Genomic DNA, 20,960 nt, shown 5'->3' on the forward strand with positions numbered 1-20,960 from the left:
GGAGGGTGATGTGCGGTGCATCGCGGCCTCGGCCGTGGCTGCTGCGCGTTCTCCGTCTGCCCGCCTTTTACCTGCCGCCACTGCCCACGTGGCCGCAGCCTGCGGAGAACCTTCCATGAGCGAATTCACCGAACGCGACGAGCGCCACCTGGCGCGTATGCAGCGCAAGAAGGCGGTCATCGACGAGCGCATCGCCAATTCCCCCAACGAGTGCGGCTTGCTGCTGGTGCTCACCGGCAACGGCAAGGGCAAGAGCAGCTCGGCGTTCGGTATGCTTGCCCGTGCCCTGGGCCATGGCATGCAGTGCGGGGTGGTGCAGTTCATCAAAGGCCGCAACAGCACTGGCGAGGAGCTGTTCTTCCGTCGCTTCCCCGAGCAGGTGCGCTACCACGTGATGGGTGAGGGCTTCACTTGGGAAACCCAGGATCGTCAGCGTGACATCGCTGCCGCCCAGGCGGCATGGGCGGTCTCGCGCCAGCTGCTGCAAGACCCGAACGTGCAGTTCGTAGTGCTCGACGAGCTCAATATCGCGCTCAAGCACGGCTATCTCGACCTGGACCAGGTGCTCACTGACATTCAGGCCCGGCCACCGATGCAGCATGTGATCGTCACCGGTCGCGCGGCCAAGCCTGAAATGGTCGAGCTGGCCGATACCGTCACCGAGATGGGCATGCTCAAGCATGCCTTCCAGGCCGGGGTCCGCGCACAGAAGGGCGTCGAATTGTGAGTGAACCCCGCAGCTGTCCAGCGGTGCTGATCGCGGCACCTGCCTCTGGCCAGGGCAAGACTACCGTGACCGCGGCCTTGGCCCGCTTGCACCGTAACCTGGGCCGCAAGGTACGGGTATTCAAATGCGGCCCGGACTTTCTCGACCCGATGATCCTCGAGCGCGCCAGTGGTGCCCCGGTGTACCAGCTCGATCTGTGGATGATCGGTGCTCAGGAGAGCCGTCGGTTGCTGTGGCAAGCCGCACAAGAGGCAGACCTGATTTTGATCGAAGGCGTGATGGGCCTGTTCGACGGCACCCCATCGAGTGCCGATCTGGCACGACACTTTGGAGTGCCGGTGTTGGCGGTCATCGATGGCACGGCCATGGCCCAAACTTTTGGCGCCCTGGCATTGGGCCTGGCACGTTACCAGGCCGACCTGCCCTTCGCTGGCGTACTGGCCAACCGTGTCGGCAGCCTACGTCACGCGCAATTGCTCGAAGGTAGCCTGACCGAGGGCCTGCGCTGGTATGGCGGCCTGTCGCGCGAGCGTGGCATCGAGTTGCCCAGCCGGCACCTGGGGTTGGTCCAGGCCAGCGAGTTGAATGACCTCGATGCCCGCCTGGATGCGGCTGCGCAAGCCTTGGGTGCCAGCTGCGACGCCGCGTTGCCACCGCCGGTTACGTTCGCCGCGCCGGCGCCGCAGGGGTGCACCGCAACCCTCGATGGGGTGCGGATCGGCGTGGCACGTGATGAAGCCTTTGCCTTTATCTACGGCGCCAACCTTGACCTGTTGCGCCAGCTTGGCGCTGAGCTGGTGTTCTTCTCGCCTCTGCATGACCGGGCACTGCCCGCGGTAGACAGCCTGTATCTGCCCGGCGGCTACCCAGAGTTGCATCACCACGCATTGGCGGCCAACATTTCGATGTGCCAAGCGATCCGTGCCCATCATGCCGAGGGTAAACCGCTGCTGGCCGAGTGCGGGGGCATGCTGTACCTGCTCGAGGCGCTGACAGACGTAGCAGGCGAGCGTGCTGAGCTGTTGGGCTTGCTGCCGGGCGAGGCGAGCATGCAGAAGCGCCTGGCTGCCTTGGCCCTACAGGCCGTGGAACTGCCCGAGGGCACCCTGCGTGGGCATACCTATCATCACTCGCTGACCAGCACCGACCTTGAGCCGCTCGCCCGCGGCCTGAGCCCCAATGGCGGGCGCGGCAACGAAGCGGTGTATCGCTTGGGGCGTTTGACGGCCTCTTACGTGCACTTCTATTTCCCGTCCAACCCTGACGCGGCGGCGGCGCTGTTGCGGCCATGAGCGATCACGCCTACAGCGCCGCCGAGCGCGCCGCGATCTACCGCGCAATCGGTGAGCGGCGCGACATGCGCCACTTCGCCGGTGGCACGGTTGCGCCCGAGCTGCTGGGTCGCCTACTGGCCGCTGCGCATCAGGCGCCGAGTGTCGGCCTGATGCAGCCTTGGCGGTTCATCCGCATCAGTCAGTGCGAGTTGCGCGGGCGCATCCAGGCGCTGGTGGAGCAGGAGAGGGTGCGCACCGCCCAAGCGCTGGGCGAACGCTCGGATGATTTCATGAAGCTCAAAGTGGAGGGCATCAGCGATTGCGCCGAGGTGCTGGTGGCGGCACTGATGGATAACCGAGAATCGCACATCTTTGGCCGCCGTACCTTGCCGGAGATGGACCTGGCGTCGCTGGCCTGCGCAATCCAGAACCTATGGCTGGCTGCCCGCGCCGAAGGGCTGGGGCTGGGTTGGGTATCACTGTTCGACCCTCAAGCCCTGGCCGCGTTGCTCGGTATGCCGCCCGGCGCCAAACCGGTGGCGATACTGTGCCTGGGGCCGGTCACGGAGTTCTACGCACAACCGATGCTGGTGCAGGAAAACTGGGCCGAGGAACGGCCTTTGACTGAGATGCTGTTCGAGAATCGATGGGGAGAGCGTCAATGAGCGTAGCGCTGCTAACCGTGGCCGGCGTGGCGCTGGATGCACTGTTGGGCGAACCCCGACGCCGGCACCCCTTGGTGGGGTTCGGCAACCTGGCGGCAGGGCTGGAGCGCCGTCTGAACGCGGGCGGGCGCGGTTGGCGTAGCCACGGCGTGACGGCCTGGTTCCTGGCCGTGGTGCCCCTGACCTTTGTGGCGCTGATCCTGTCCTGGCTGCCGGGTGTCGGCTGGCTGATAGACGTGCTGGCGCTGTATTGCGCCCTGGGCCTGCGTAGCCTCGGTGAGCATGTGTTGCCGGTGGCCAATGCTTTACGCCTCGGTGACCTGGACGAGGCGCGGCGCCGTGTGGGTTTTCTGGTCAGTCGCGAAACCCGCGACCTGGACCAGCCTGCTGTTGCCCGCGCGGCTACCGAGTCGGTGCTGGAGAACGGCAGCGACGCGGTGTTCGCCGCGTTGTTCTGGTTCGTGGTGGCTGGCGCGCCAGGGGTGGTGCTGTACCGCCTGAGCAACACCTTGGACGCTATGTGGGGCTACCGCAATGAACGCTTCGAGCGCTTTGGCTGGTGCGCGGCGCGTATCGATGATGTGCTGAACTACATTCCTGCCCGCCTGGTGGCGTTGACTTACGCGCTGCTTGGCAAAACGCGGTTGGCATTGACCTGCTGGCGCAAGCAGGCGCCGCTGTGGGACAGCCCCAATGCTGGGCCGGTGATGGCTTCAGGCGCTGGCGCCCTTGGCGTAGAGCTGGGCGGCCCAGCGGTGTACCACGGCCAAGTGCACGAGCGCCCGCGCCTGGGCGAGGGGCCTGTGGCCGATGCCGATGCCATCGAGCGCGGCTGGAGCTTGGTGCAGCGAGGTGTGTGGTTGTGGGTGCTGGTGATCTGCATAGGGGCTTACGTCAATGCTTGAACATGGCGGGCGCCTGCAGCGCGCGGTGCAGCGCTACGCAATCGCGCGCGAAGAGTGGCTCGACCTTTCCAGTGGCATCGCACCTTGGCCCTATCCGATTCCACCGATACCACTGGACGCCTGGGCGCGTTTGCCCGAGACCGAAGATGGCCTCGAAGAGGCGGCGCGCGCTTATTACCACGCGGCGCAACTATTGCCAGTAGCTGGCTCCCAGGCAGCGATTCAGGCGCTACCGACATTGCGCCCAACGGGGCGTGTAGGGATATTGTCGCCATGTTATGCAGAGCATCCCTACGCCTGGCGGCGCGCTGGGCATGAACTGATCGAGCTGGCTGAACACGAGGTGGAGGCTGCACTGGCTGGTCTGGACGTACTGGTGCTGGTGAACCCGAACAACCCAACGGGCCAGCGAGTGCCGCGAGAGCGGCTCTTGGCGTGGCATGGGCTTTTGGCAGAGCGGGGCGGCTGGCTGGTGGTCGACGAGGCGTTCATGGACACCACGCCGCACGATAGCTTGGCCGACTGTGCCGAGCGCCCAGGCTTGATCGTGCTGCGCTCGTTCGGCAAGTTCTTTGGCCTGGCCGGTGTACGTCTGGGCTGCGTGGTGGCACCCGCTGCATTGTTGCACAGTCTGGCTGAGTCGCTCGGGCCCTGGACGGTCAATGGCCCTACCCGGGTGTTGGCCCAAGCGTGCTTTGCCGACCAACAGGCCCATCGGGCGCAGATCGAACGCTGCGCCCAGGCCAGTCAACGGCTTGCCGTAGTGCTGCTGAATCATGGCCTTGCACCCAGTGGCGGCTGCGATCTGTTTCAGTATGTGCGCAGCGAGCAGGCGGCGGCTTTACATGAGTTTCTCGCTCGCCGGGGCATCCTGGTGCGCCTGTTCGAGCAGCCTGGCGCAGTGCGATTGGGTTTGCCAGCGACTGCCGCCGACGAGCAGCGCCTGGCCCAGGCCCTGGCCGATTATCAGAAGGAAACGGCATGACCACGCTTATGGTGCAAGGCACCACCTCCGATGCTGGCAAAAGCACGCTGGTTACCGCCCTTTGCCGCTGGCTGTTGCGCCAGGGCGTCGGGGTGGTGCCGTTCAAGCCTCAGAACATGGCGCTCAACAGCGCGGTGACCGCCGACGGCGGTGAGATCGGCCGCGCACAGGCGGTACAAGCCCAGGCTTGCCGGCTGGCGCCCCACACCGACATGAACCCGGTACTGCTCAAGCCCAACAGCGACACTGGGGCGCAGGTGATCATCCATGGTCGTGCGGTCACCAGCATGAATGCCGTGGCTTATCACGATTACAAGGCCATCGCCATGCAGGCCGTGTTGGCCTCCCACCAACGCCTCAGTGCGGCCTACCCAGTGGTGATGGTCGAAGGCGCAGGTTCCCCGGCCGAGATCAACCTGCGCGCCGGTGACATCGCCAACATGGGCTTTGCCGAGGCGGTCGACTGCCCGGTAATCCTGGTGGCCGACATCAATCGCGGCGGGGTCTTCGCCCATTTGGTCGGCACCCTGGAGCTGCTATCGCCCAGCGAGCAGGCGCGGGTCAAGGGCTTCGTGATCAATCGCTTTCGCGGCGATATCGCGCTGCTGCAACCGGGCCTGGATTGGCTGGAGCAGCGCACGGGCAAGCCTGTGCTGGGCGTGCTGCCTTATGTGACAGACCTGCACCTTGAGGCCGAGGATGGCATCGATAACCGCCAGGGTGCCAAGCACAGCCAGGTGCTCAAAGTGATCGTCCCGGTGCTGCCGCGTATCAGCAACCACACCGATTTCGACCCGTTGCGCCTGCACCCGCAGGTTGACCTGCAGTTCATCGGCCCAGGCCAGCCGATCCCGCCGGCCGATCTGATCATCCTGCCCGGGTCCAAGAGCGTGCGTGGCGACCTGGCACAGTTACGCGAGCGCGGCTGGGACAAGGCCATCGCCCGGCACTTGCGCTATGGCGGCAAAGTGATCGGGATCTGCGGCGGCCTGCAGATGCTTGGCCGTGAAGTGCACGACCCGCTGGGCCTTGAAGGCCCTGCGGGCTCGAGCCTTGGGCTGGGCTTGCTCGACTATGCGACCGTGCTGGAGGCTGACAAACAACTGCGCAACGTGGCCGGCACTCTTAGCCTGGACGCTTCAGCGGTGGCCGGTTATGAGATTCATGCCGGCGTTACCACAGGCCCTGCCTTGGAGCAGCCTGCCGTGCAGCTCGCCGATGGCCGCTGGGATGGCGCGATCAGTGCGGACGGCCAGGTTCTTGCCACCTATCTACACGGCCTGTTCGAGGGTAGCGAGTCGTGCGCCGCGCTGTTGCGCTGGGCTGGCTTGGAGCAGGTCCAGAGCATCGATTACCAGGCCCTGCGCGAGCGTGATATCGAGCGCCTGGCCGACCTTGTGCACACACATCTGGATACCGCGCGGCTGCGCGAGCTTTGTGGAATGGCCTGACATGCGCAACTTGATCCTTGGTGGTGCCCGTTCGGGCAAGAGCCGGCTGGCCGAGCAACTGGCCATCGACAGCGGCCTGGCAGTCACCTATATCGCCACCAGCGAACCGCTCGATGGTGAAATGAACGACCGTGTGCGCTTGCATCGTCAGCGTCGGCCAGCCCACTGGGAACTGATCGAAGAACCCCTGGCGCTGGCGGCAGTGTTGCGTGCAGAGGCGTTACAGGGCCGCTGCTTGCTGGTGGACTGCCTGACGTTGTGGCTGACCAACTTGCTGATGCTAGACGATCCGAAACGGCTGGCGGCAGAGCGCGATGCGCTGCTCGACTGCCTGGAGCAACTGCCCGGCACGATCATTCTGGTCAGCAATGAAACCGGCCTGGGCGTGGTGCCCATGGGCGAACTCACCCGTCGTTACGTCGACCTGGCCGGTTGGCTGCACCAAAGCATTGCCGAGCGCTGCCAGCGCGTAGTGCTGACCGTGGCCGGCTTACCCCTCATGCTCAAAGGACCCGCACTATGAACCCAGCCTGGTGGCGTGACGCCTGCCACCCCCTCGACAATGCAGCCATGGAGCAGGCGCGTGCCCGTCAGCAGCAGCTGACCAAACCAACCGGCTCGCTGGGCCAACTGGAAGGCCTGGCCGTGCGGCTTGCCGGGTTGCAAGGCCAGGAGCGGCCAAGCCTGGAGCAGGTCGCCATTACCCTCTTCGCAGGCGACCACGGCGTGGTCGAAGAAGGGGTTTCGGCGTATCCGCAAGCGGTCACTGGGCAAATGCTACGCAACTTCGTAGGGGGTGGCGCGGCGATCAGCGTGCTGGCGCGTCAGTTGCAGGCGAGCCTGGAAGTGGTCGACTTGGGCACCATCGACCCCGAACTGGAACTGCCTGGGGTGCGCCATTTACGCCTGGGTGCTGGCACCGCTAACTTCGCCCGCCAGCGTGCCATGACCGAGGCCCAACTGCAGTCTGCGCTGCAGGCCGGTCGTGACAGTGCCCTGCGTGCAGCGGCCACTGGCGCGCAGCTGTTCATCGGTGGCGAGATGGGCATCGGCAATACCACCGCCGCCGCTGCCGTAGCCAGCGCCTTGCTGGGCTGCCCGGCTCGGGAATTGAGCGGGCCGGGCACTGGCCTGGACAGCTTGGGAGTCAGCCACAAGGCCGATGTGATTGAGCGTGCCCTGGTGCTGCACAACCTGCCGATGGATGAACCACTGCAGGCGCTGGCCTGCGTCGGCGGCTTTGAAATCGCCGCGCTGACCGGTGCCTACCTTGCCTGCGCACAGCAGGGTATAGGTGTGCTGGTAGATGGCTTCATCTGCAGTGTCGCGGCACTGCTGGCGGTACGCATCAACCCGCAGAGCCGTGACTGGTTGCTGTTCGCCCACCAAGGCGCGGAGCCTGGCCACCGAGCCGTGTTGACAGAGCTGCAGGCCGAGCCGTTGCTGGCGCTGGGGCTGCGTCTGGGCGAGGGCAGCGGTGCTGCCCTGGCCGTGCCCTTGATGCGCCTGGCCTGTGCCCTGCACGGGCAGATGGCGACCTTCGCAGAAGCCGCCGTAGCGGATCGTCCGGCATGATATTGGACCTGCTGCGTCATGGCGAAACCGAGCTGGGTGGTGGCCTGCGTGGCAGCCTGGACGATGCCCTGACAGACAAGGGCTGGCGCCAGATGCGCGAGGCCGTTGCAGGCGCAGGCCCTTGGGATGCGGTGGTCAGCTCGCCATTGCAGCGTTGTGCACGTTTTGCCCAGCAGCTTGGCATGCCGGTTCAACTGGAAGCAGGGCTGCAGGAATTGCATTTTGGCGAGTGGGAGGGGCACACGGCCTTGCAGATCATGCAAACCCAGGCTGATGAACTGGGGCGCTTCTGGGCCGATCCCTACAGTTACACGCCACCAGCTGGGGAGCCTGTGGCAGCTTTTGCCGAACGTGTGCTAATGGCGATCGCCCGCCTGCGCCAGCGGTACGCAGGCAAACGCGTATTGCTGGTTACCCATGGCGGCGTCATGCGCCTGCTGATGGCGCGTGCCCGTGGGTTGCCTAAAGAGCAGTTGTTGCAAGTAGAAGTGGGCCACGGGGCCTTGCTGCACCTGAGGGTGAGTGAAGACGGCACGCTGCAGGAGGTGCTTTGACATGCTGGCGTTCTGGATTGCCTTGCAGTTTCTGAGCAGCTTACCGGTGCGTTTGCCGGGGATGCCAGCGCCCCGCGAAATGGGCCGCTCAATATTGTGCTACCCCTTGGTCGGGCTGTTGTTCGGGGTGTTGCTGTGGTTGGCCAGCTACCTGCTGCAAAGCGTCGCCGCGCCCTTGCAGGCAGCGCTGCTGTTGACCTTGTGGGTCTTGCTCAGTGGGGCGCTGCACTTGGACGGTCTGGCCGACAGTGCCGATGCCTGGCTAGGTGGGTTCGGTGACCGTGAGCGTACGCTACAGATCATGAAAGACCCGCGCAGTGGGCCGATTGCCGTGGTCACTCTGGTGTTGGTCCTGCTGCTGAAGTTCTGTGCGCTGTGGGTGCTGGTCGAGCGAGGCGCAGGCGCTTCGCTGGTGCTTGCGCCTGTCGTTGGGCGCAGCGCAATGCTTGGGCTGTTTCTTGTGACACCTTATGTGCGCAAGGGCGGCCTGGGGCAGGCGTTGGCAGAGCATTTGCCGCGCCGTGAAGCGGTTTGGATGTTGCTGGGCAGTTTGCTGCTGTGCTCGCTGATCGGCGGTTGGCAAGCACTGTGGCCTTTGCTGGGTGCGGTTGCTGGGTTCTGCTGGTTGCGACATCTGATGTGCCGGCGGTTGGGTGGGACCACGGGTGACACAGCGGGCGCGATGCTGGAGTTGCTGGAACTGACGGTTGTACTCGGGTTGGCGCTGGTGAAGTGACTTGGCCCATCCTTTGAAACTTCTTGCAACATCGACTCATGCGGGTATATACACGTATTCATGTTGACCAGTGATTGCATCTGCACGCATCTGCGCCGTGCTGCCCGCGGGGTGAGCCGGCATTACGACGAGGCGCTTGCCAGCGCCGGGATCAATGTCGCCCAGTTTTCCTTGCTACGTCACCTGCAAAGGCTCGATCGCCCGAGCATCACGGTATTGGCCGAGGCCATGGGCCTTGAGCGCAGTACCTTGGGCCGTAACCTGAAGGTGCTGCAGGCAGAGGGGTTGGTTGCGTTGGTCGAGGGTGACGACCAGCGCAACCGTGTTGTGCTGCTGACAGCCACTGGCGCGGCACGCTTGCAAGCCGCTCTTCCGGCGTGGGAGCAGGCGCAGTCGTCGCTGCTGGACCAGCTGGGCGAGGGCCAGCGTGAGACACTCGTGCGCTTGCTTGAGCGCCTGGCGTGAATCAAGACCAAAAATAGCGGGCTCACACCCGTACACCTTGCGATGGACTGGAGATAACGACAATGGCTTCGGTGTGGCGAACCAGCGGCTGGGTACTGGTGGGGGCGGCGTTGATCCTGGCGTTGTCTTTAGGCGTGCGTCACGGCTTTGGCCTGTTCCTGGCGCCGATGAGCGCCGATTTTGGCTGGGGCCGTGGCGTGTTCGCTTTTGCCATTGCCCTGCAGAACCTGATCTGGGGGCTGGCACAGCCGTTTGCTGGCGCGCTGGCTGACCGCCTCGGGGCGGCGCGCGTGGTGATCATCGGTGGCATCCTCTACGCCGCTGGCCTGCTTTTGATGAGTACCGCCGATTCGGCCTGGTCGCTGTCCCTGAGCGCCGGCCTGTTGATCGGTATGGGGCTGTCGGGTACTTCTTTTTCGGTGATTCTCGGCGTGGTGGGCCGCGCTGTGCCCGCGGAAAAGCGCAGTATGGCAATGGGTATTGCCAGCGCTGCCGGCTCCTTCGGGCAGTTCGCCATGCTCCCAGGCACCCTCGGCCTGATCGAATGGCTGGGGTGGTCGTCGGCGCTTTTGGTGCTGGGTTTGCTGGTGGCACTGATCGTGCCTTTTGTCGGGCTGCTGCGTGATCGGCCGCTGGCAAGCCACGGTGTGGAGCAGACACTGGGCCAAGCCTTGCGTGAGGCTTGCTCGCATTCCGGGTTCTGGCTGCTTGCCCTGGGGTTCTTTGTGTGTGGTTTTCAGGTGGTGTTCATTGGCGTGCACCTGCCGGCGTACCTAGTCGATCAACACCTACCGGCGACCACTGGCACCACCGTGCTTGCATTGGTCGGGCTGTTCAATATTGTCGGGACCTACACTGCCGGCTGGCTGGGCGGTCGTATGTCCAAACCTCGTTTGCTCACCGCGCTCTATCTGCTGCGCGCCGTGGTAATTGCATTGTTTCTGTGGGCGCCGATCACTCAGGTCAGTGCCTACCTGTTCGGTATTGCCATGGGCCTGCTCTGGCTGTCCACCGTGCCGTTGACCAACGGTACCGTAGCCACGGTATTTGGCGTGCGTAACCTATCGATGCTCGGTGGCATCGTTTTCCTGTTCCATCAGTTGGGGGCATTTCTGGGTGGCTGGCTGGGCGGCGTGGTGTACGACCAGGCTGGCAACTATGACTTGGTCTGGCAAATTTCCATTCTGCTCAGCCTGTTGGCGGCGGGGTTGAACTGGCCGGTGCGCGAGCGCCCCGTTGCCCGTTTGCAGGCACAAGCCGCATGAGCCGCTTGCTGGCTCGTGGGCTGCTGCTGGCAGCCTTGGCCTTGTTGCTGGCGCTGGTGTGGTGGGGCTGGCAGCGAGGTGGGCTGGCGTTGATGCAACTGGGCATGAGTGTTTGTTAGGCGCTACCCTGCAAGTGAAGAATTGGCTTGCAGGAGAAACGAACGATGCGTGCTCATTGGTTGACGATGCCTTTGCTGGTTTTGATGGGTGCTAGTGCTTCTTGGGCTGCCGAATGTCCGGCGTTGTTGCAGGGTAGCCTGCCGGAATTGCGTGGCAAGGAGCAGGTGGACCTTTGCCAGCGTTTTGCCGGCAAGCCGTTAGTGGTAGTCAATACGGCGAGTTATTGCGGTTTCGCGCCGCAATTCGAGGGGCTGGAGGCGACCTACAAGGCGTACCACGAAAAGGGCCTGGAGATGTTGGGGGTGCCATCGAATGACTTTAAGCAGGAAGATGCGGACAGTGAGAAGACGGCCAAGGTGTGTTATGCCAACTACGGTGTGACGTTCACCATGACCAAGGCCCAGGCGGTTAGGGGCAAGGATGCGATACCGCTGTTCGCTGAGCTGGCCCATCAGAGCAGTGCGCCAAAGTGGAATTTCTATAAGTACGTTATAGATCGCCAGGGTAGGGTGATTGGCAACTTCTCGAGCCTGACCAAACCTGATGATCCTGAATTCCGCGCCGCGATCGAGAAAGCGATAGCTTCGCATCCCTAACGAAGGCAGCAATTGCTGGATCCTTGCTCTTGCTCTTGCTCTTGCTCTTGCTCTTGCTCTTGGCTTTTGCTTCTAAGCGCACGGTAGTTCAGGCGACGCAGATTGCGACTTCAGGAGGCCGAACGCAGGGCTTGCGGAGGGAGGTGACGGGCATGGATGCCCGTCAAGCGCTGGGCCCCAGGATGGGGCCTGCAGCGCGGTCCTCCCGGGAGCAAGGCCGGAGTGAGGGAACCCCGGAGCGTAGCGTAGGGGCCGGATGATGGGAGCGAGGGGTTTTTGGTTACTTTTTGACCCGTCAAAAAGTGACCCGCCGTAAGGGCGGAAGGGTGACTGTGCGCCAGCATCGCAATTGAATGTGTGTGCGCTTTCAAGGCCCCATCCCCGGAGTCAAAAGTCAAAAGTCAAAAGTCAAAAGTCAAAAGTCAAAAGTCAAAAGTCAAAAGTCAAAAGTCAAAAGTCAAAAGTCAAAAGTCAAAAGTCAAAAGTCAAAAGCCAAAAGCCAAACCGCAGCGGTTTTGACTCAGCTGAAAACATTCATTTGCGGTGGCGACGCACAGTCACCTTTCCGCCCTTACGGCGGGTCACTTTTTGTCAAACGCGACAAAAAGTAACCAAAAAACGCTGGCTCCCATCATCCGGCCCCTACGCTGCGCTCCGGGGTTCCCTCGCTCCGGCCTTGCTCCCGGGAGGACCGCGCTGCAGGCCCCATCCTGGGGCCCAGCGCTTGACGGGCATCCATGCCCGTCACCTCCCTCCGCAAGACCTGCGCTCGGCCTCCTGAAGTCGCATTCGGCGTTTGCTGAACTACCGCGCGCTCAAAAGCAAAAGCAAAAGCAAAAGCAACAGCAACAGCAACAGCAACAGCAACAGCAACAGCAACAGCAACAGCAACAGCAACAGGAACAGGAACAGGAACAGCGGAGTTTGGTTAGCCAGAATTGAAAAAACCGCCACTAGGGCGGTTTCTTTCGCAGCGATTACAACTTAGAAACGGTAGGTGAGGGATGCACCGATACCGTGAGCGCTGTTTTCGTACTTGGCTTGGTAACGCCCTTTGGTGGCGCTTGCCAGGTTGACCTTGGTGTCTTCTTCCCACAGGTAGGAGTAGGCCACATCGATGGTCATGTCATCGGTTGGGCTGTAACCGGCACCGATGCTGATCGCCTTGCGATCACCCGTTGGAATGCGTGGCGAACGGTCAGTGTTGTTGGTTGGCGACTGGTCGACGGAGAAACCGGTACGCAGTACCCACTCCTTGTTGACCTTGTAGGACGCGCCAATGGCGTGAGCCCACGTGTCATGCCAGTTTTGCTCTTCGGTGATGGTACCGAACTGAGCGGCCAGCGGTGCCGGTACTTCGTTGTTGACAGTAATGTCTTTCAGGCGGCTCCAGCGGGTCCAGGTGCTGCCAGCATACAGAGTCCAGTGGTCGTCCAGCTCATGGGTGACCGAGAAGTCGACAGACTCCGGTGTCTTGATCTTCAAGGTGGCGTCGAACTTACTGCCGCTGTAAGGCCCGATCAGCGCGTTGTTGACCTTGGTGTTGCCCTCGAGCTTGTAGTCCACCATCGAGTGGTAGGTCAGGCCGACACGGGTGCGATCCGTAGCCTGTACAAGGATACCAACGTTGTAGCCGACGGCGGTGTCGTCACCCTTGATTTTCACCTCGCCATCATTGGTGCCAGGCGTGAAGCGGTTGATGGTGTTCGAACCCAGTTCACCCTTGATCTTGTTGATCGTAGGGCCGAAACCGATCGATACCTTGTCGTTGAAGGCATAGCTGACGGTTGGCTGGAAGGTGATGACCTCAACGTGGCTCTTTTTGCCCCAGTAGCGCGCAGCATCGCCGCTGCCGTAATCGGTCACCAGGCCATACGGGACGTACATGCCGAAGCCGACGCTCCAGTGTTCATCGATAGGCTTGACGTAGTAGCCCATCGGAACACCTACCGTTGGCACCATGTCACCGTCGGTTTCACCGGGCAGCGGGCTGCTGCCACGGCCAGAAATGTCGGTTTTGGCGATAACGGCAGCGCCCCCCACCGTCACTTGCTGGCGCTTGAGACGCGACATACCGGCCGGGTTGCCATAAACGGTGCTGGCATCATCGGCGGAAGAAGACCGACCTGCGAAACCTGTACCCATACCGCTGATGCTTTGCTCGTTGAGTGCAAAGCCGGCAGCGAAGAGTTGGCTGGATGCCAGGGCAACGGCTACGCCGAGGGAGGTTTTGAGCATTGCTTTTTTCATTATTAGAAACTCCTTGTGATCTCCGAGGCGAAAAGCTACCAACAAATCACTCGCCGCGCTATAGCCCAGATCGCAGGAGATAGAGCGGTTTTGTAGGACAATCCGACCAGAATCCCTTTTGTTCGAAAACTATGTAGGGTGCTTCCTAAGATGCTTGGGGCACTTTCTGTTCCACGCAGGAATGCCAGGCATTGGCAAAGTCACGCAGGCGCCCATGGGGATTGAATATCTGCCGCCATATACGTGCCTGACCCAGCAGGTCGTCCACTGCTGGCATTGGCAGGGACTGCTGCTCGATGAGCATCCAGGCAATGGCAGTGCAATAGCGCAGGTTTACCGTAAGCTCCAGGTGCGGCCCGCCCAGGAAGGCGTGTTGGCTGGCCAGGCCACGCACCAGGCTGGCCAACTCCGGATCACGGGCCAGAAAATGGTCCCAGACGGCCTGGTGACGGGCTTCGCCAATACGATACAGGCCGTGGCCGCGGCGGTCCTGCAAGGCTGAGCCCAGAGCCGACTGGCTGGCGGCTATTCCCAGAAGCAGGGCCTCAGCGCTGGCGCAATGGCGGTTCAGATAGACCAGGGTTGGTCGAATCACGTACTGACACAATTCATTCGCCGCAATACCCATGATGGCCTCGAGCAGGTAAGGGCCGACGGGCACTGGAGCTTGGCAGCTGGTATTCGGTCAGGCCCGCCGGAAGCGGCAAGCACCGCTCGAGTTGAAGTGTAGTGTGATAATCGTGGTGTAAAGGGCTGTTTTTAAATCGATTGCTGCCTGACCATCGGTGCCATATGCCCTACAGCAATTAGCCCAGTAACAGTCAGACAGCTCTATAGCGGCGCGATTCAGGGAGTGAATACCCTGATATTCGCCATTCACGCGGTCAGGGATTGACGAGTGCGGGCGATCACGGCCTGCAAAGGCTCCGAGCGGCTGTACTGGTCGGGGTACAGGCGTTCGGTGTGGCAAGCGACGCCATGTTCGTCTACCAGGGTGAAGCTGAAGTTACCTTTGCGTGGAGCGGTGATTAGGCACTTGAGTGGTGAGAAGGCCTGGGAAAGGGTGCCAATGGCAGCCTGAATTTGCTGATGAGTTTGCATATTGTTTGGATGTTCCTGCTTTAAACACGGGGATTAGGATCCGTGCATGATAGAAACGTTCCAGTGACGCCTTTATTAAGGGACGAACGAACCTGACTGGAACAGGGCAGCCAGAGAGAGCGCAATCAATGTTTGGGCGCTTGGGCTGACTGGTAGGTACTTCAGAAGGCAGGCAGCACACCGGGGCCAAGGTTCTAGGCCGTCGGGGTGGGATCCTGATCAATCTTCCGGTTGATTCGTTCTGGACCAGCGCTGTGCTGGCGAGGGAATCATCGAGTGGGCCGGTCCTGGTTTCAGCAGCTATCGGTCGGGAGAGCGATTGGGCTGCAAGGACGCTTTAGGCCAGAATTGACTTTCAGCTTGGTACTAACGGGGTGCACCTTACCGCCGTTGAACGGTTAATGCAAGCTTAAAATTCTTCTCGAAGCTAGCCGAGCAGTATGGCGCGTCTTTAGCGCGATGTGAAGGGGGTAGCAACGGGCTCGATTGGCGGGATGTCCCATGTTCGTGCACGCAAATGCAGGCTTTCGGTGCAGATGTTCACATCTGAGGCAGCACTTGTAACGGCTTGGCAACACATCCTAGGGACCCCGCCAATGACTTGACTGATGGCTTAAGTCAATGAAAAAAAACACTAATTTTAGCTGGTGAAAAAATCGTCAGTTTGACTGTAAGCTCCATTTCACGGGGGTTTGCGGGCGCCTAGAGGGGGTTGTCCACCGAGTTATCCACAGGAACTGTGGATTGTCCCAAGCGCTTGCTCTAGGACGGGCGTACCAGCAATTTAGCGAACTGTCCTACAATCTGTCGGCATCTGCCAATCGGCTCGCCACCCACCTGAAAACGTCAAGAAAAAATCACAAAAAATAATTCCGCTGCGCTGTAAATCACCAGCGTCATGCACGAAAAAAAGGAGTACAGTGGCGCGCTTTTCGAACTGCTATCCCTGTCGTCATGAAGTTTCGCGGTAAATCCCTCGCCAGCTCCGCTGTCGCCTCGTCGGTATCAACGCCCAAGCGGTTCTCCCTGAAAGTTGCTCTTTGGTTGCTCGACAGCCCGCGGCTTGGTGAAAAGCAGCAGGTCAAGCACATTGCCGGGCGCCTACTCAAACAACCTGCACGTCAAGGCGTGGTGGTGGCGCAGAGCCGGCTTGGGCAAATGCTCTGCCGTGACTGCGGCAACGCTCGAGACCGGCGTATTGGCCATGAATTGTTGCGCCAGGCCGCGCGCGCCGGCGATCGCCGCGCGCAACTGGAGTATGCGCGGCTGTTCGAGGATGCTCAGGCGGAGCAGGCGCCTGCCCCGGCAGACTGATAAGCTGCGTGCAACTTGCAACGGTGTGATCGGGGTCAAGCATGGCAGTGGATCTGACCAGCGTTCTGCTGGGGTTGGTGGCAGGCGGCTTGCCTTGCCTGGGTTGGGTCCTGCTGGTGCAGCGCCGTCAGGCTGCGCGCCTGGGCGAACAGGCGCTGCTCGAGGAACGCCTGAGCGGCGCGCAGTTGGCGCAGGCCGGGCTGCAGGCACAGCTGGAGGCCAGCCGCGACGAAGTCAGCGATCTGAGCGAAGCCAATGCGCTCAAGCAGGCGCAGTTGGCCGCTCAGGGCCGAGAACTGGAACTGCTGCAGATCGACCGCGACAATGCCCGCGATGCTGCCCACGCCTGGCACCTTGAGCGGGCCACGCGTGAGGCTGAATTGCGCCGCTTGGAAGTCCAGGCCGCGCGCCTGGAAGCAGAGCTGCGCGAGCAGCAGGACAGCCATCAACAGCGTCTCGAGGACCTGCAGGAGGCCCGTGATACCCTGCGTGCGCAGTTCGCCGACCTGGCCACGAAAATCTTCGACGAGCGTGAGCAACGTTTCGCACAGACCAGTCAGCAGCATCTTGGTCAGTTGCTCGACCCTCTCAAGGAACGCATTCAAGCGTTCGAAAAGCGCGTTGAGGAGAGCTACCAGCAAGAGGCCCGTGAGCGCTTCTCGTTGGGCAAGGAGCTGGAGCGACTGCAGCAGCTGAACCTTCGCCTCTCGGACGAGGCCACCAACCTGACTCAGGCACTCAAAGGCCAGAAGACCCAGGGCAATTGGGGCGAGCTGATTCTTGAGCGGGTACTGGAGCATGCGGGGCTCGAGAAGGGCCGTGAATATCAGACCCAGGTCAGCCTCAAAAGCGCCGATGGCGAGCGGTTCCAGCCGGATGTACTGATCATGCTGCCCGGTGACAAGCAGGTGGTGGTCGATGCCAAGGTCAGCCTCACGGCCTATCAGCAGTTTGTCGGCAACAACGATGAGGCCGCGCTCAAACAGCACGTGCAATCGCTGCGCAGCCATGTCAAAGGGTTGTCCAGCAAGGACTACAGCCGCCTCGAAGGCCTGCACAGCCTGGATTTCGTGCTGCTGTTCGTTCCCATCGAAGCGGCCTTCTCAGCGGCTCTGCAGGCTGAACCGAACCTGTTCCAGGAGGCCTTTGACCGGCAGATCGTGATTGTCAGCCCAACGACCCTGCTGGCGACCTTGCGGGTGATCGACAGCCTGTGGAAGCAAGAACGCCAAGGCCAGAATGCCCGTGAAATCGCCGAGCGCGCCGGGTGGCTTTACGACAAGTTCGTGTTGTTCATTCAGGACCTGGACGAACTGGGCAATCGCTTGCAGCAGGTCGACAAGGCCTATGCCGCAGCCCGCAACAAACTCTGCGAAGGGCGCGGTAACCTGGTCAGCCGCAGCGAGCAGCTCAAAATGCTCGGGGCTCGCGCCAGCAAGAGTCTGCCGGCCGAGCTCCTGGAGCGGGCGCTGGCGGATCAAGCGCTGGCAGAGATGGCGGTCACTGAACCAGGCTCAGATGGCGGTTGAGCAGGGCACGCAAGGCCGCTGGCTTGACCGGTTTGCCCAGGTAGTCCAGGCCTGCGGCATGAACGGTGGCCAGGGTTTCCTTGCTGCCGTCGGCGCTGATCACTACCCCGGGTACCGGTTCGCCAAGGCGCGCACGTAGCCAGCCCATCAGCCCCGAGCCGGTTTCACCGTCGTCCAGATGGTAGTCCACCAAGGCCAGATGCGGGCGCATGCCGGAGGCCAACAGCGCTTCGCATTCGGCGCGATTACGTGCGGTCCAGACCTGACAGCCCCACCGGCTGAGCAGGCTGTTCATGCCAATCAAAATGCTGTCTTCGTTGTCCACGCATAGTACCTGCAAGCCGGCCAGGGGCTGGCTCGCGGTTTCTGCGGCGGCACTGGGAGCCGCCGCACCGGTGCGGGCAATCGGCACGTTGACCCGAAAGACCGTGCCCTTGCCTGGCCAAGAGCGCACTTGCAGCCGGTGGCCAAGCACTCGGCACAGGCCGTCGGCGATCGCAAGGCCCAGGCCCAGGCCCTTTTCGGCGCGGGTCTGGTGGCTGTCCAGACGCTTGAACTCCTGGAAAATCACCTGCAGCTTGTCATCGGCTATCCCCGGCCCGCGGTCCCAGACCTCCAGCCACAGGCTTGCGCCCTCGCGCCGCACGCCCAACAGGATCGGGCTCTTGCCGTAGCGCAGGGCATTGGTCAGGAAATTCTGCAACACCCGGCGCAGCAGTTTCATATCACTATTGACCCGCAGGCGGCTGCCGCGCAGGCGAAACTCCAGGCCCTTTTCGGCTGCTAGTAGCTTGAACTCTGCGCCGAGGGTGTCGAACAGTTGGTTCAGCTCGAACGGCTGGGCATCGGGCGTGATCTTGCCGTTTTCCAGACGCGAAATGTCCAATAGGTCGCTGATCAGTTCTTCGGCCGAGCGTAGCGAGCTGTCCATGTGCTGCACCAATTGCTGGGCTTCTTCGTTAAGCCCCTCAGCTTGTTGGGACAGGGCGGCGGAGAACAGCCGGGCGGCGTTGAGCGGCTGCATCAGGTCATGGCTGACGGCCGCCAGAAAACGGGTCTTGGACTTGCTCACCGCCTCGGCCTGGCTCTTGGCTTCCGACAGCGCCTGGTTCAGTTGCGACAGCTCATGGGTACGCTCGGCCACGCGCTGCTCCAGGCCCTCGTTGGCGTCGCGCAGCGCCTGTTCGGCCTCGCGGAATGGGGTAATGTCGGTGAAGCTCATCACGAAGCCGCCGCCGGGCATCGGGTTGCCGATCAGCTCGATGACCCGCCCGTTGGGAAATAGCCGCTCAGAAGAATGTGCCCGGCCTTGGCGCATCCAGTGCAGGCGCCTTGCCACATGCACCTGTGCTTCGCCAGGCCCGCACAGGCCGCGCTCGGCATTGTAGCGAATGATATCGGCGATCGGCCGGCCAACGCTGATCAGGCCTTCGGGGTAGTTGAACAGTTCCAGGTAACGGCGGTTCCAGGCCACCAAGTGCAGGTTCTGGTCGACCACACTGATGCCCTGGTTGATGTTCTCGATGGCGCCCTGCAGCAGTGCCCGGTTGAACTGCAGAACCTCGCTGGCTTCGTCGGCGATCCGCACCACGTCCTCCAGCTGCATGTCGCGCCCCTCGATGGCGGCTTTGACCACCGCGCGGGTCGAGGAGCTGCCCAGTACGCCAGCTAGCAAACGTTCGGTGTGTTCGATCCAGTCGCCGTCGGCATTCTGGTTGGGGTTGAAGCCTTTGCCCTGGCGGTAGGCAAAACGGATGAAGCTCTGCCGCGCGCGGTCCTCACCGACAAAGCGCGAAGCCAGGTTGAGCAGGTCATCGATCTGTACCGCCAGCAATGGTTTGCTGCTGGGGCGGGCGCTGGTCTGCTGGCCGATGAAACGGCCAGCCTGCCAGTGCTCCGAGACCCGTGTACGCGACAGCATCGATACCCACACGAACAGCGTGAAGTTGCCCGCCAGTGACAGCACCACGCCTTGGGTCAAAGGGCTGATCGGCAAATTCAGCGGGTTGCCGTGAAGCCACGCCAAACCGGGGAACACGCTTAATGGCAGGCCCAGGCTGTGAGCGATGATCGGCAGCACCAGGGTGTAGAACCACAGAAAGATGCCCGCCGTCAGCCCAGCGAACACACCTCGACGGTTGGCCTGCTTCCAGTACAGCGCGCCCAGCATGGCTGGGGTCAGCTGGGTGACCGCGGCGAAGGCGATCTGGCCGATGGTCGCCAGGCTTGCGGTGGAACCTAGCAGGCGATAGCTGACGTATGCCAACAGTAGGATCACCACGATGGTCACCCGGCGTACGGTCAGCATCCAGTGGCGGAAGGCCTCGAAAGGCCGCTCGGCGTTGGTGCGACGCAGCAGCCAGGGCAGCAGCATGTCGTTGGAAACCATGGTCGACAGCGCCACGGCCTCGACGATGACCATGCCGGTCGCGGCGGACGCACCGCCGATGAAGGCCAGCAGGGCCAGGCTTGGGTGCGCTTCGGCTAGCGGCAGGCTGATGACGAATGAATCGGATATCACCGTGCCCGGCAGCAGCATCTGCCCGGCCAGGGCAATCGGTACCACGAACAGCGCGGCCAAGGCCAGGTACAGGGGGAACACCCAACGCGCCATGCGCATGTCCTGGGGTTCGATGTTTTCCACCACGGTGACATGAAACTGCCGTGGCAAGCAGATGATCGCCATCATTGCTACGGCGGTTTGCACCACCATCGACGGCCAGTTGATGGTCTCCTGCCAGTAGCTGTCCAGGTGCACCGACTGGCGCGCCTGGGTGAGCAGGTCGTCGAAGCCGTCGTAAAGGTTGAACACCACGAACACGCCCACGGCCAGGAACGCCAGTAGCTTGATCAATGACTCGAAGGCGATGGCCAGGACCATGCCGCGATGGTGTTCGGTGACGTCCAGGCTGCGCGTGCCAAAAACGATGGCGAACAGGGCCAGAACCAGCGAAACCACCAGGGCGGTGTCCTGCACGCGGGTGCCGGTGGCGTCGGCATTGGCGCCGATCAGCAGATTGACACCGAGCACGATGCCCTTGAGCTGCAACGCGATGTAGGGCAGTACCCCGACCAGGCAGATCAGCGCCACCACGATGGCCAGGGACTGTGACTTGCCGTAACGGGCGGCGATGAAGTCGGCGATCGAGGTGATGTTCTGCTGTTTGCTGATCAGCACCATCTTCTGCAGCACCCAAGGCGCGAAGATCAGCAGCAGGATGGGCCCGAGGTAGATCGGCAAGAATGCCCAGAGCTGTTCGGCGGCCTGGCCGACCGCGCCGAAGAAGGTCCAACTGGTGCAGTACACCGCAAGCGACAGGCTGTATACCCACGCCCGCAGGCGCGGTGGCAACGCAGTGCTGCGCCGGTCGCCGTAAAAGGCGATGGCGAACATCACGGCCATATAGGCCAAGGCGACCATGGCGATCAGCCCGCTGGACAACGACAT

The 20,960-nt window shown here is 62.2% G+C and carries 21 protein-coding genes; 16 read left to right on the forward strand and 5 right to left on the reverse strand.

Annotated elements, in window-relative coordinates:
* The first annotated feature begins 115 nt into the window (after positions 1–115).
* From cobO to HU725_RS05815, 14 genes are all read left to right on the forward strand, one after another.
* Positions 116–727, forward strand: coding sequence for a cob(I)yrinic acid a,c-diamide adenosyltransferase (cobO, locus tag HU725_RS05755; protein ID WP_186476505.1), 612 nt, complete (start codon positions 116–118; stop codon positions 725–727).
* Positions 724–2,019: a cobyrinic acid a,c-diamide synthase CobB gene (locus HU725_RS05760; RefSeq protein WP_186476506.1), complete on the forward strand. Its 1,296-nt coding sequence runs from the start codon at positions 724–726 to the stop codon at positions 2,017–2,019. Before cobO ends, HU725_RS05760 begins: the two co-directional genes overlap by 4 nt.
* Complete coding sequence (bluB, locus tag HU725_RS05765; protein ID WP_060479788.1) at positions 2,016–2,666, forward strand: 5,6-dimethylbenzimidazole synthase; 651 nt, start codon at positions 2,016–2,018, stop codon at positions 2,664–2,666. Before HU725_RS05760 ends, bluB begins: the two co-directional genes overlap by 4 nt.
* A complete protein-coding gene (gene cbiB / locus HU725_RS05770) occupies positions 2,663–3,571 on the forward strand; it encodes an adenosylcobinamide-phosphate synthase CbiB (RefSeq protein WP_186476507.1) in 909 nt (302 codons plus the stop codon). Before bluB ends, cbiB begins: the two co-directional genes overlap by 4 nt.
* Complete coding sequence (gene cobD / locus HU725_RS05775) at positions 3,564–4,556, forward strand: threonine-phosphate decarboxylase CobD (protein ID WP_186476508.1); 993 nt, start codon at positions 3,564–3,566, stop codon at positions 4,554–4,556. Before cbiB ends, cobD begins: the two co-directional genes overlap by 8 nt.
* On the forward strand, positions 4,553–6,007 hold the full coding sequence (locus tag HU725_RS05780) for a cobyric acid synthase (RefSeq protein ID WP_186476509.1): 1,455 nt from the start codon (positions 4,553–4,555) through the stop codon (positions 6,005–6,007). The genes cobD and HU725_RS05780 overlap by 4 nt, the downstream gene beginning before the upstream one ends.
* A 1-nt stretch (position 6,008) precedes the next feature.
* Positions 6,009–6,530, forward strand: a complete 522-nt coding sequence (gene cobU, locus HU725_RS05785) for a bifunctional adenosylcobinamide kinase/adenosylcobinamide-phosphate guanylyltransferase (RefSeq protein ID WP_186476510.1) — start codon at positions 6,009–6,011, stop codon at positions 6,528–6,530.
* Positions 6,527–7,582, forward strand: coding sequence for a nicotinate-nucleotide--dimethylbenzimidazole phosphoribosyltransferase (cobT, locus tag HU725_RS05790; protein WP_186476511.1), 1,056 nt, complete (start codon positions 6,527–6,529; stop codon positions 7,580–7,582). The genes cobU and cobT overlap by 4 nt, the downstream gene beginning before the upstream one ends.
* Complete coding sequence (gene cobC / locus HU725_RS05795; RefSeq protein WP_186476512.1) at positions 7,579–8,136, forward strand: alpha-ribazole phosphatase family protein; 558 nt, start codon at positions 7,579–7,581, stop codon at positions 8,134–8,136. Before cobT ends, cobC begins: the two co-directional genes overlap by 4 nt.
* A gap of 1 nt (position 8,137) precedes the next feature.
* Positions 8,138–8,872, forward strand: a complete 735-nt coding sequence (locus HU725_RS05800; protein ID WP_186476513.1) for an adenosylcobinamide-GDP ribazoletransferase — start codon at positions 8,138–8,140, stop codon at positions 8,870–8,872.
* 60 nt (positions 8,873–8,932) lie between these two features.
* Entirely contained in the window at positions 8,933–9,337 is a 405-nt protein-coding gene (locus tag HU725_RS05805; RefSeq protein ID WP_186476514.1) for a MarR family winged helix-turn-helix transcriptional regulator, read from the forward strand.
* 62 nt (positions 9,338–9,399) lie between these two features.
* Positions 9,400–10,602, forward strand: a complete 1,203-nt coding sequence (locus HU725_RS05810; protein WP_189657914.1) for an MFS transporter — start codon at positions 9,400–9,402, stop codon at positions 10,600–10,602.
* Positions 10,599–10,721 carry a hypothetical protein gene (locus tag HU725_RS22965; RefSeq protein WP_261744987.1) on the forward strand — a complete coding sequence of 41 codons (123 nt, stop codon included), beginning with the start codon at positions 10,599–10,601 and terminating at the stop codon, positions 10,719–10,721. The genes HU725_RS05810 and HU725_RS22965 overlap by 4 nt, the downstream gene beginning before the upstream one ends.
* 45 nt (positions 10,722–10,766) lie before the next feature.
* Entirely contained in the window at positions 10,767–11,318 is a 552-nt protein-coding gene (locus HU725_RS05815; protein ID WP_060479798.1) for a glutathione peroxidase, read from the forward strand.
* Between the two features lie 804 nt (positions 11,319–12,122).
* Here the strand turns inward: HU725_RS05815 and HU725_RS22875 are convergent.
* The 4 genes from HU725_RS22875 to HU725_RS05835 form a co-directional block, all read right to left on the reverse strand.
* Positions 12,123–12,272 carry a hypothetical protein gene (locus tag HU725_RS22875; protein ID WP_225915516.1) on the reverse strand — a complete coding sequence of 50 codons (150 nt, stop codon included), beginning with the start codon at positions 12,270–12,272 and terminating at the stop codon, positions 12,123–12,125.
* 30 nt (positions 12,273–12,302) lie between these two features.
* Positions 12,303–13,568, reverse strand: coding sequence for an OmpP1/FadL family transporter (locus HU725_RS05825; protein WP_186476515.1), 1,266 nt, complete (start codon positions 13,566–13,568; stop codon positions 12,303–12,305).
* Positions 13,569–13,713: 145 nt separating this feature from the next.
* Complete coding sequence (locus HU725_RS05830; RefSeq protein ID WP_186476516.1) at positions 13,714–14,196, reverse strand: hypothetical protein; 483 nt, start codon at positions 14,194–14,196, stop codon at positions 13,714–13,716.
* Positions 14,197–14,444: 248 nt separating this feature from the next.
* A complete protein-coding gene (locus tag HU725_RS05835; RefSeq protein WP_186476517.1) occupies positions 14,445–14,669 on the reverse strand; it encodes a hypothetical protein in 225 nt (74 codons plus the stop codon).
* Between the two features lie 954 nt (positions 14,670–15,623).
* Between HU725_RS05835 and HU725_RS05840 the strand changes: the two genes are divergently transcribed.
* Complete coding sequence (locus HU725_RS05840) at positions 15,624–15,983, forward strand: SEL1-like repeat protein (RefSeq protein ID WP_186476518.1); 360 nt, start codon at positions 15,624–15,626, stop codon at positions 15,981–15,983.
* 155 nt (positions 15,984–16,138) lie between these two features.
* Complete coding sequence (locus HU725_RS05845; RefSeq protein ID WP_186476892.1) at positions 16,139–17,512, forward strand: DNA recombination protein RmuC; 1,374 nt, start codon at positions 16,139–16,141, stop codon at positions 17,510–17,512.
* On the opposite strand, the gene HU725_RS05850 is transcribed toward HU725_RS05845, so the two are convergent.
* On the reverse strand, positions 17,484–20,960 hold the full coding sequence (locus HU725_RS05850) for a hybrid sensor histidine kinase/response regulator (protein ID WP_186476519.1): 3,477 nt from the start codon (positions 20,958–20,960) through the stop codon (positions 17,484–17,486). The two genes, HU725_RS05845 and HU725_RS05850, sit on opposite strands and share 29 nt — an antisense overlap.

Origin of the sequence: Pseudomonas promysalinigenes, assembly GCF_014269025.2 — a bacterium.
Lineage (GTDB): Bacteria > Pseudomonadota > Gammaproteobacteria > Pseudomonadales > Pseudomonadaceae > Aquipseudomonas > Aquipseudomonas promysalinigenes.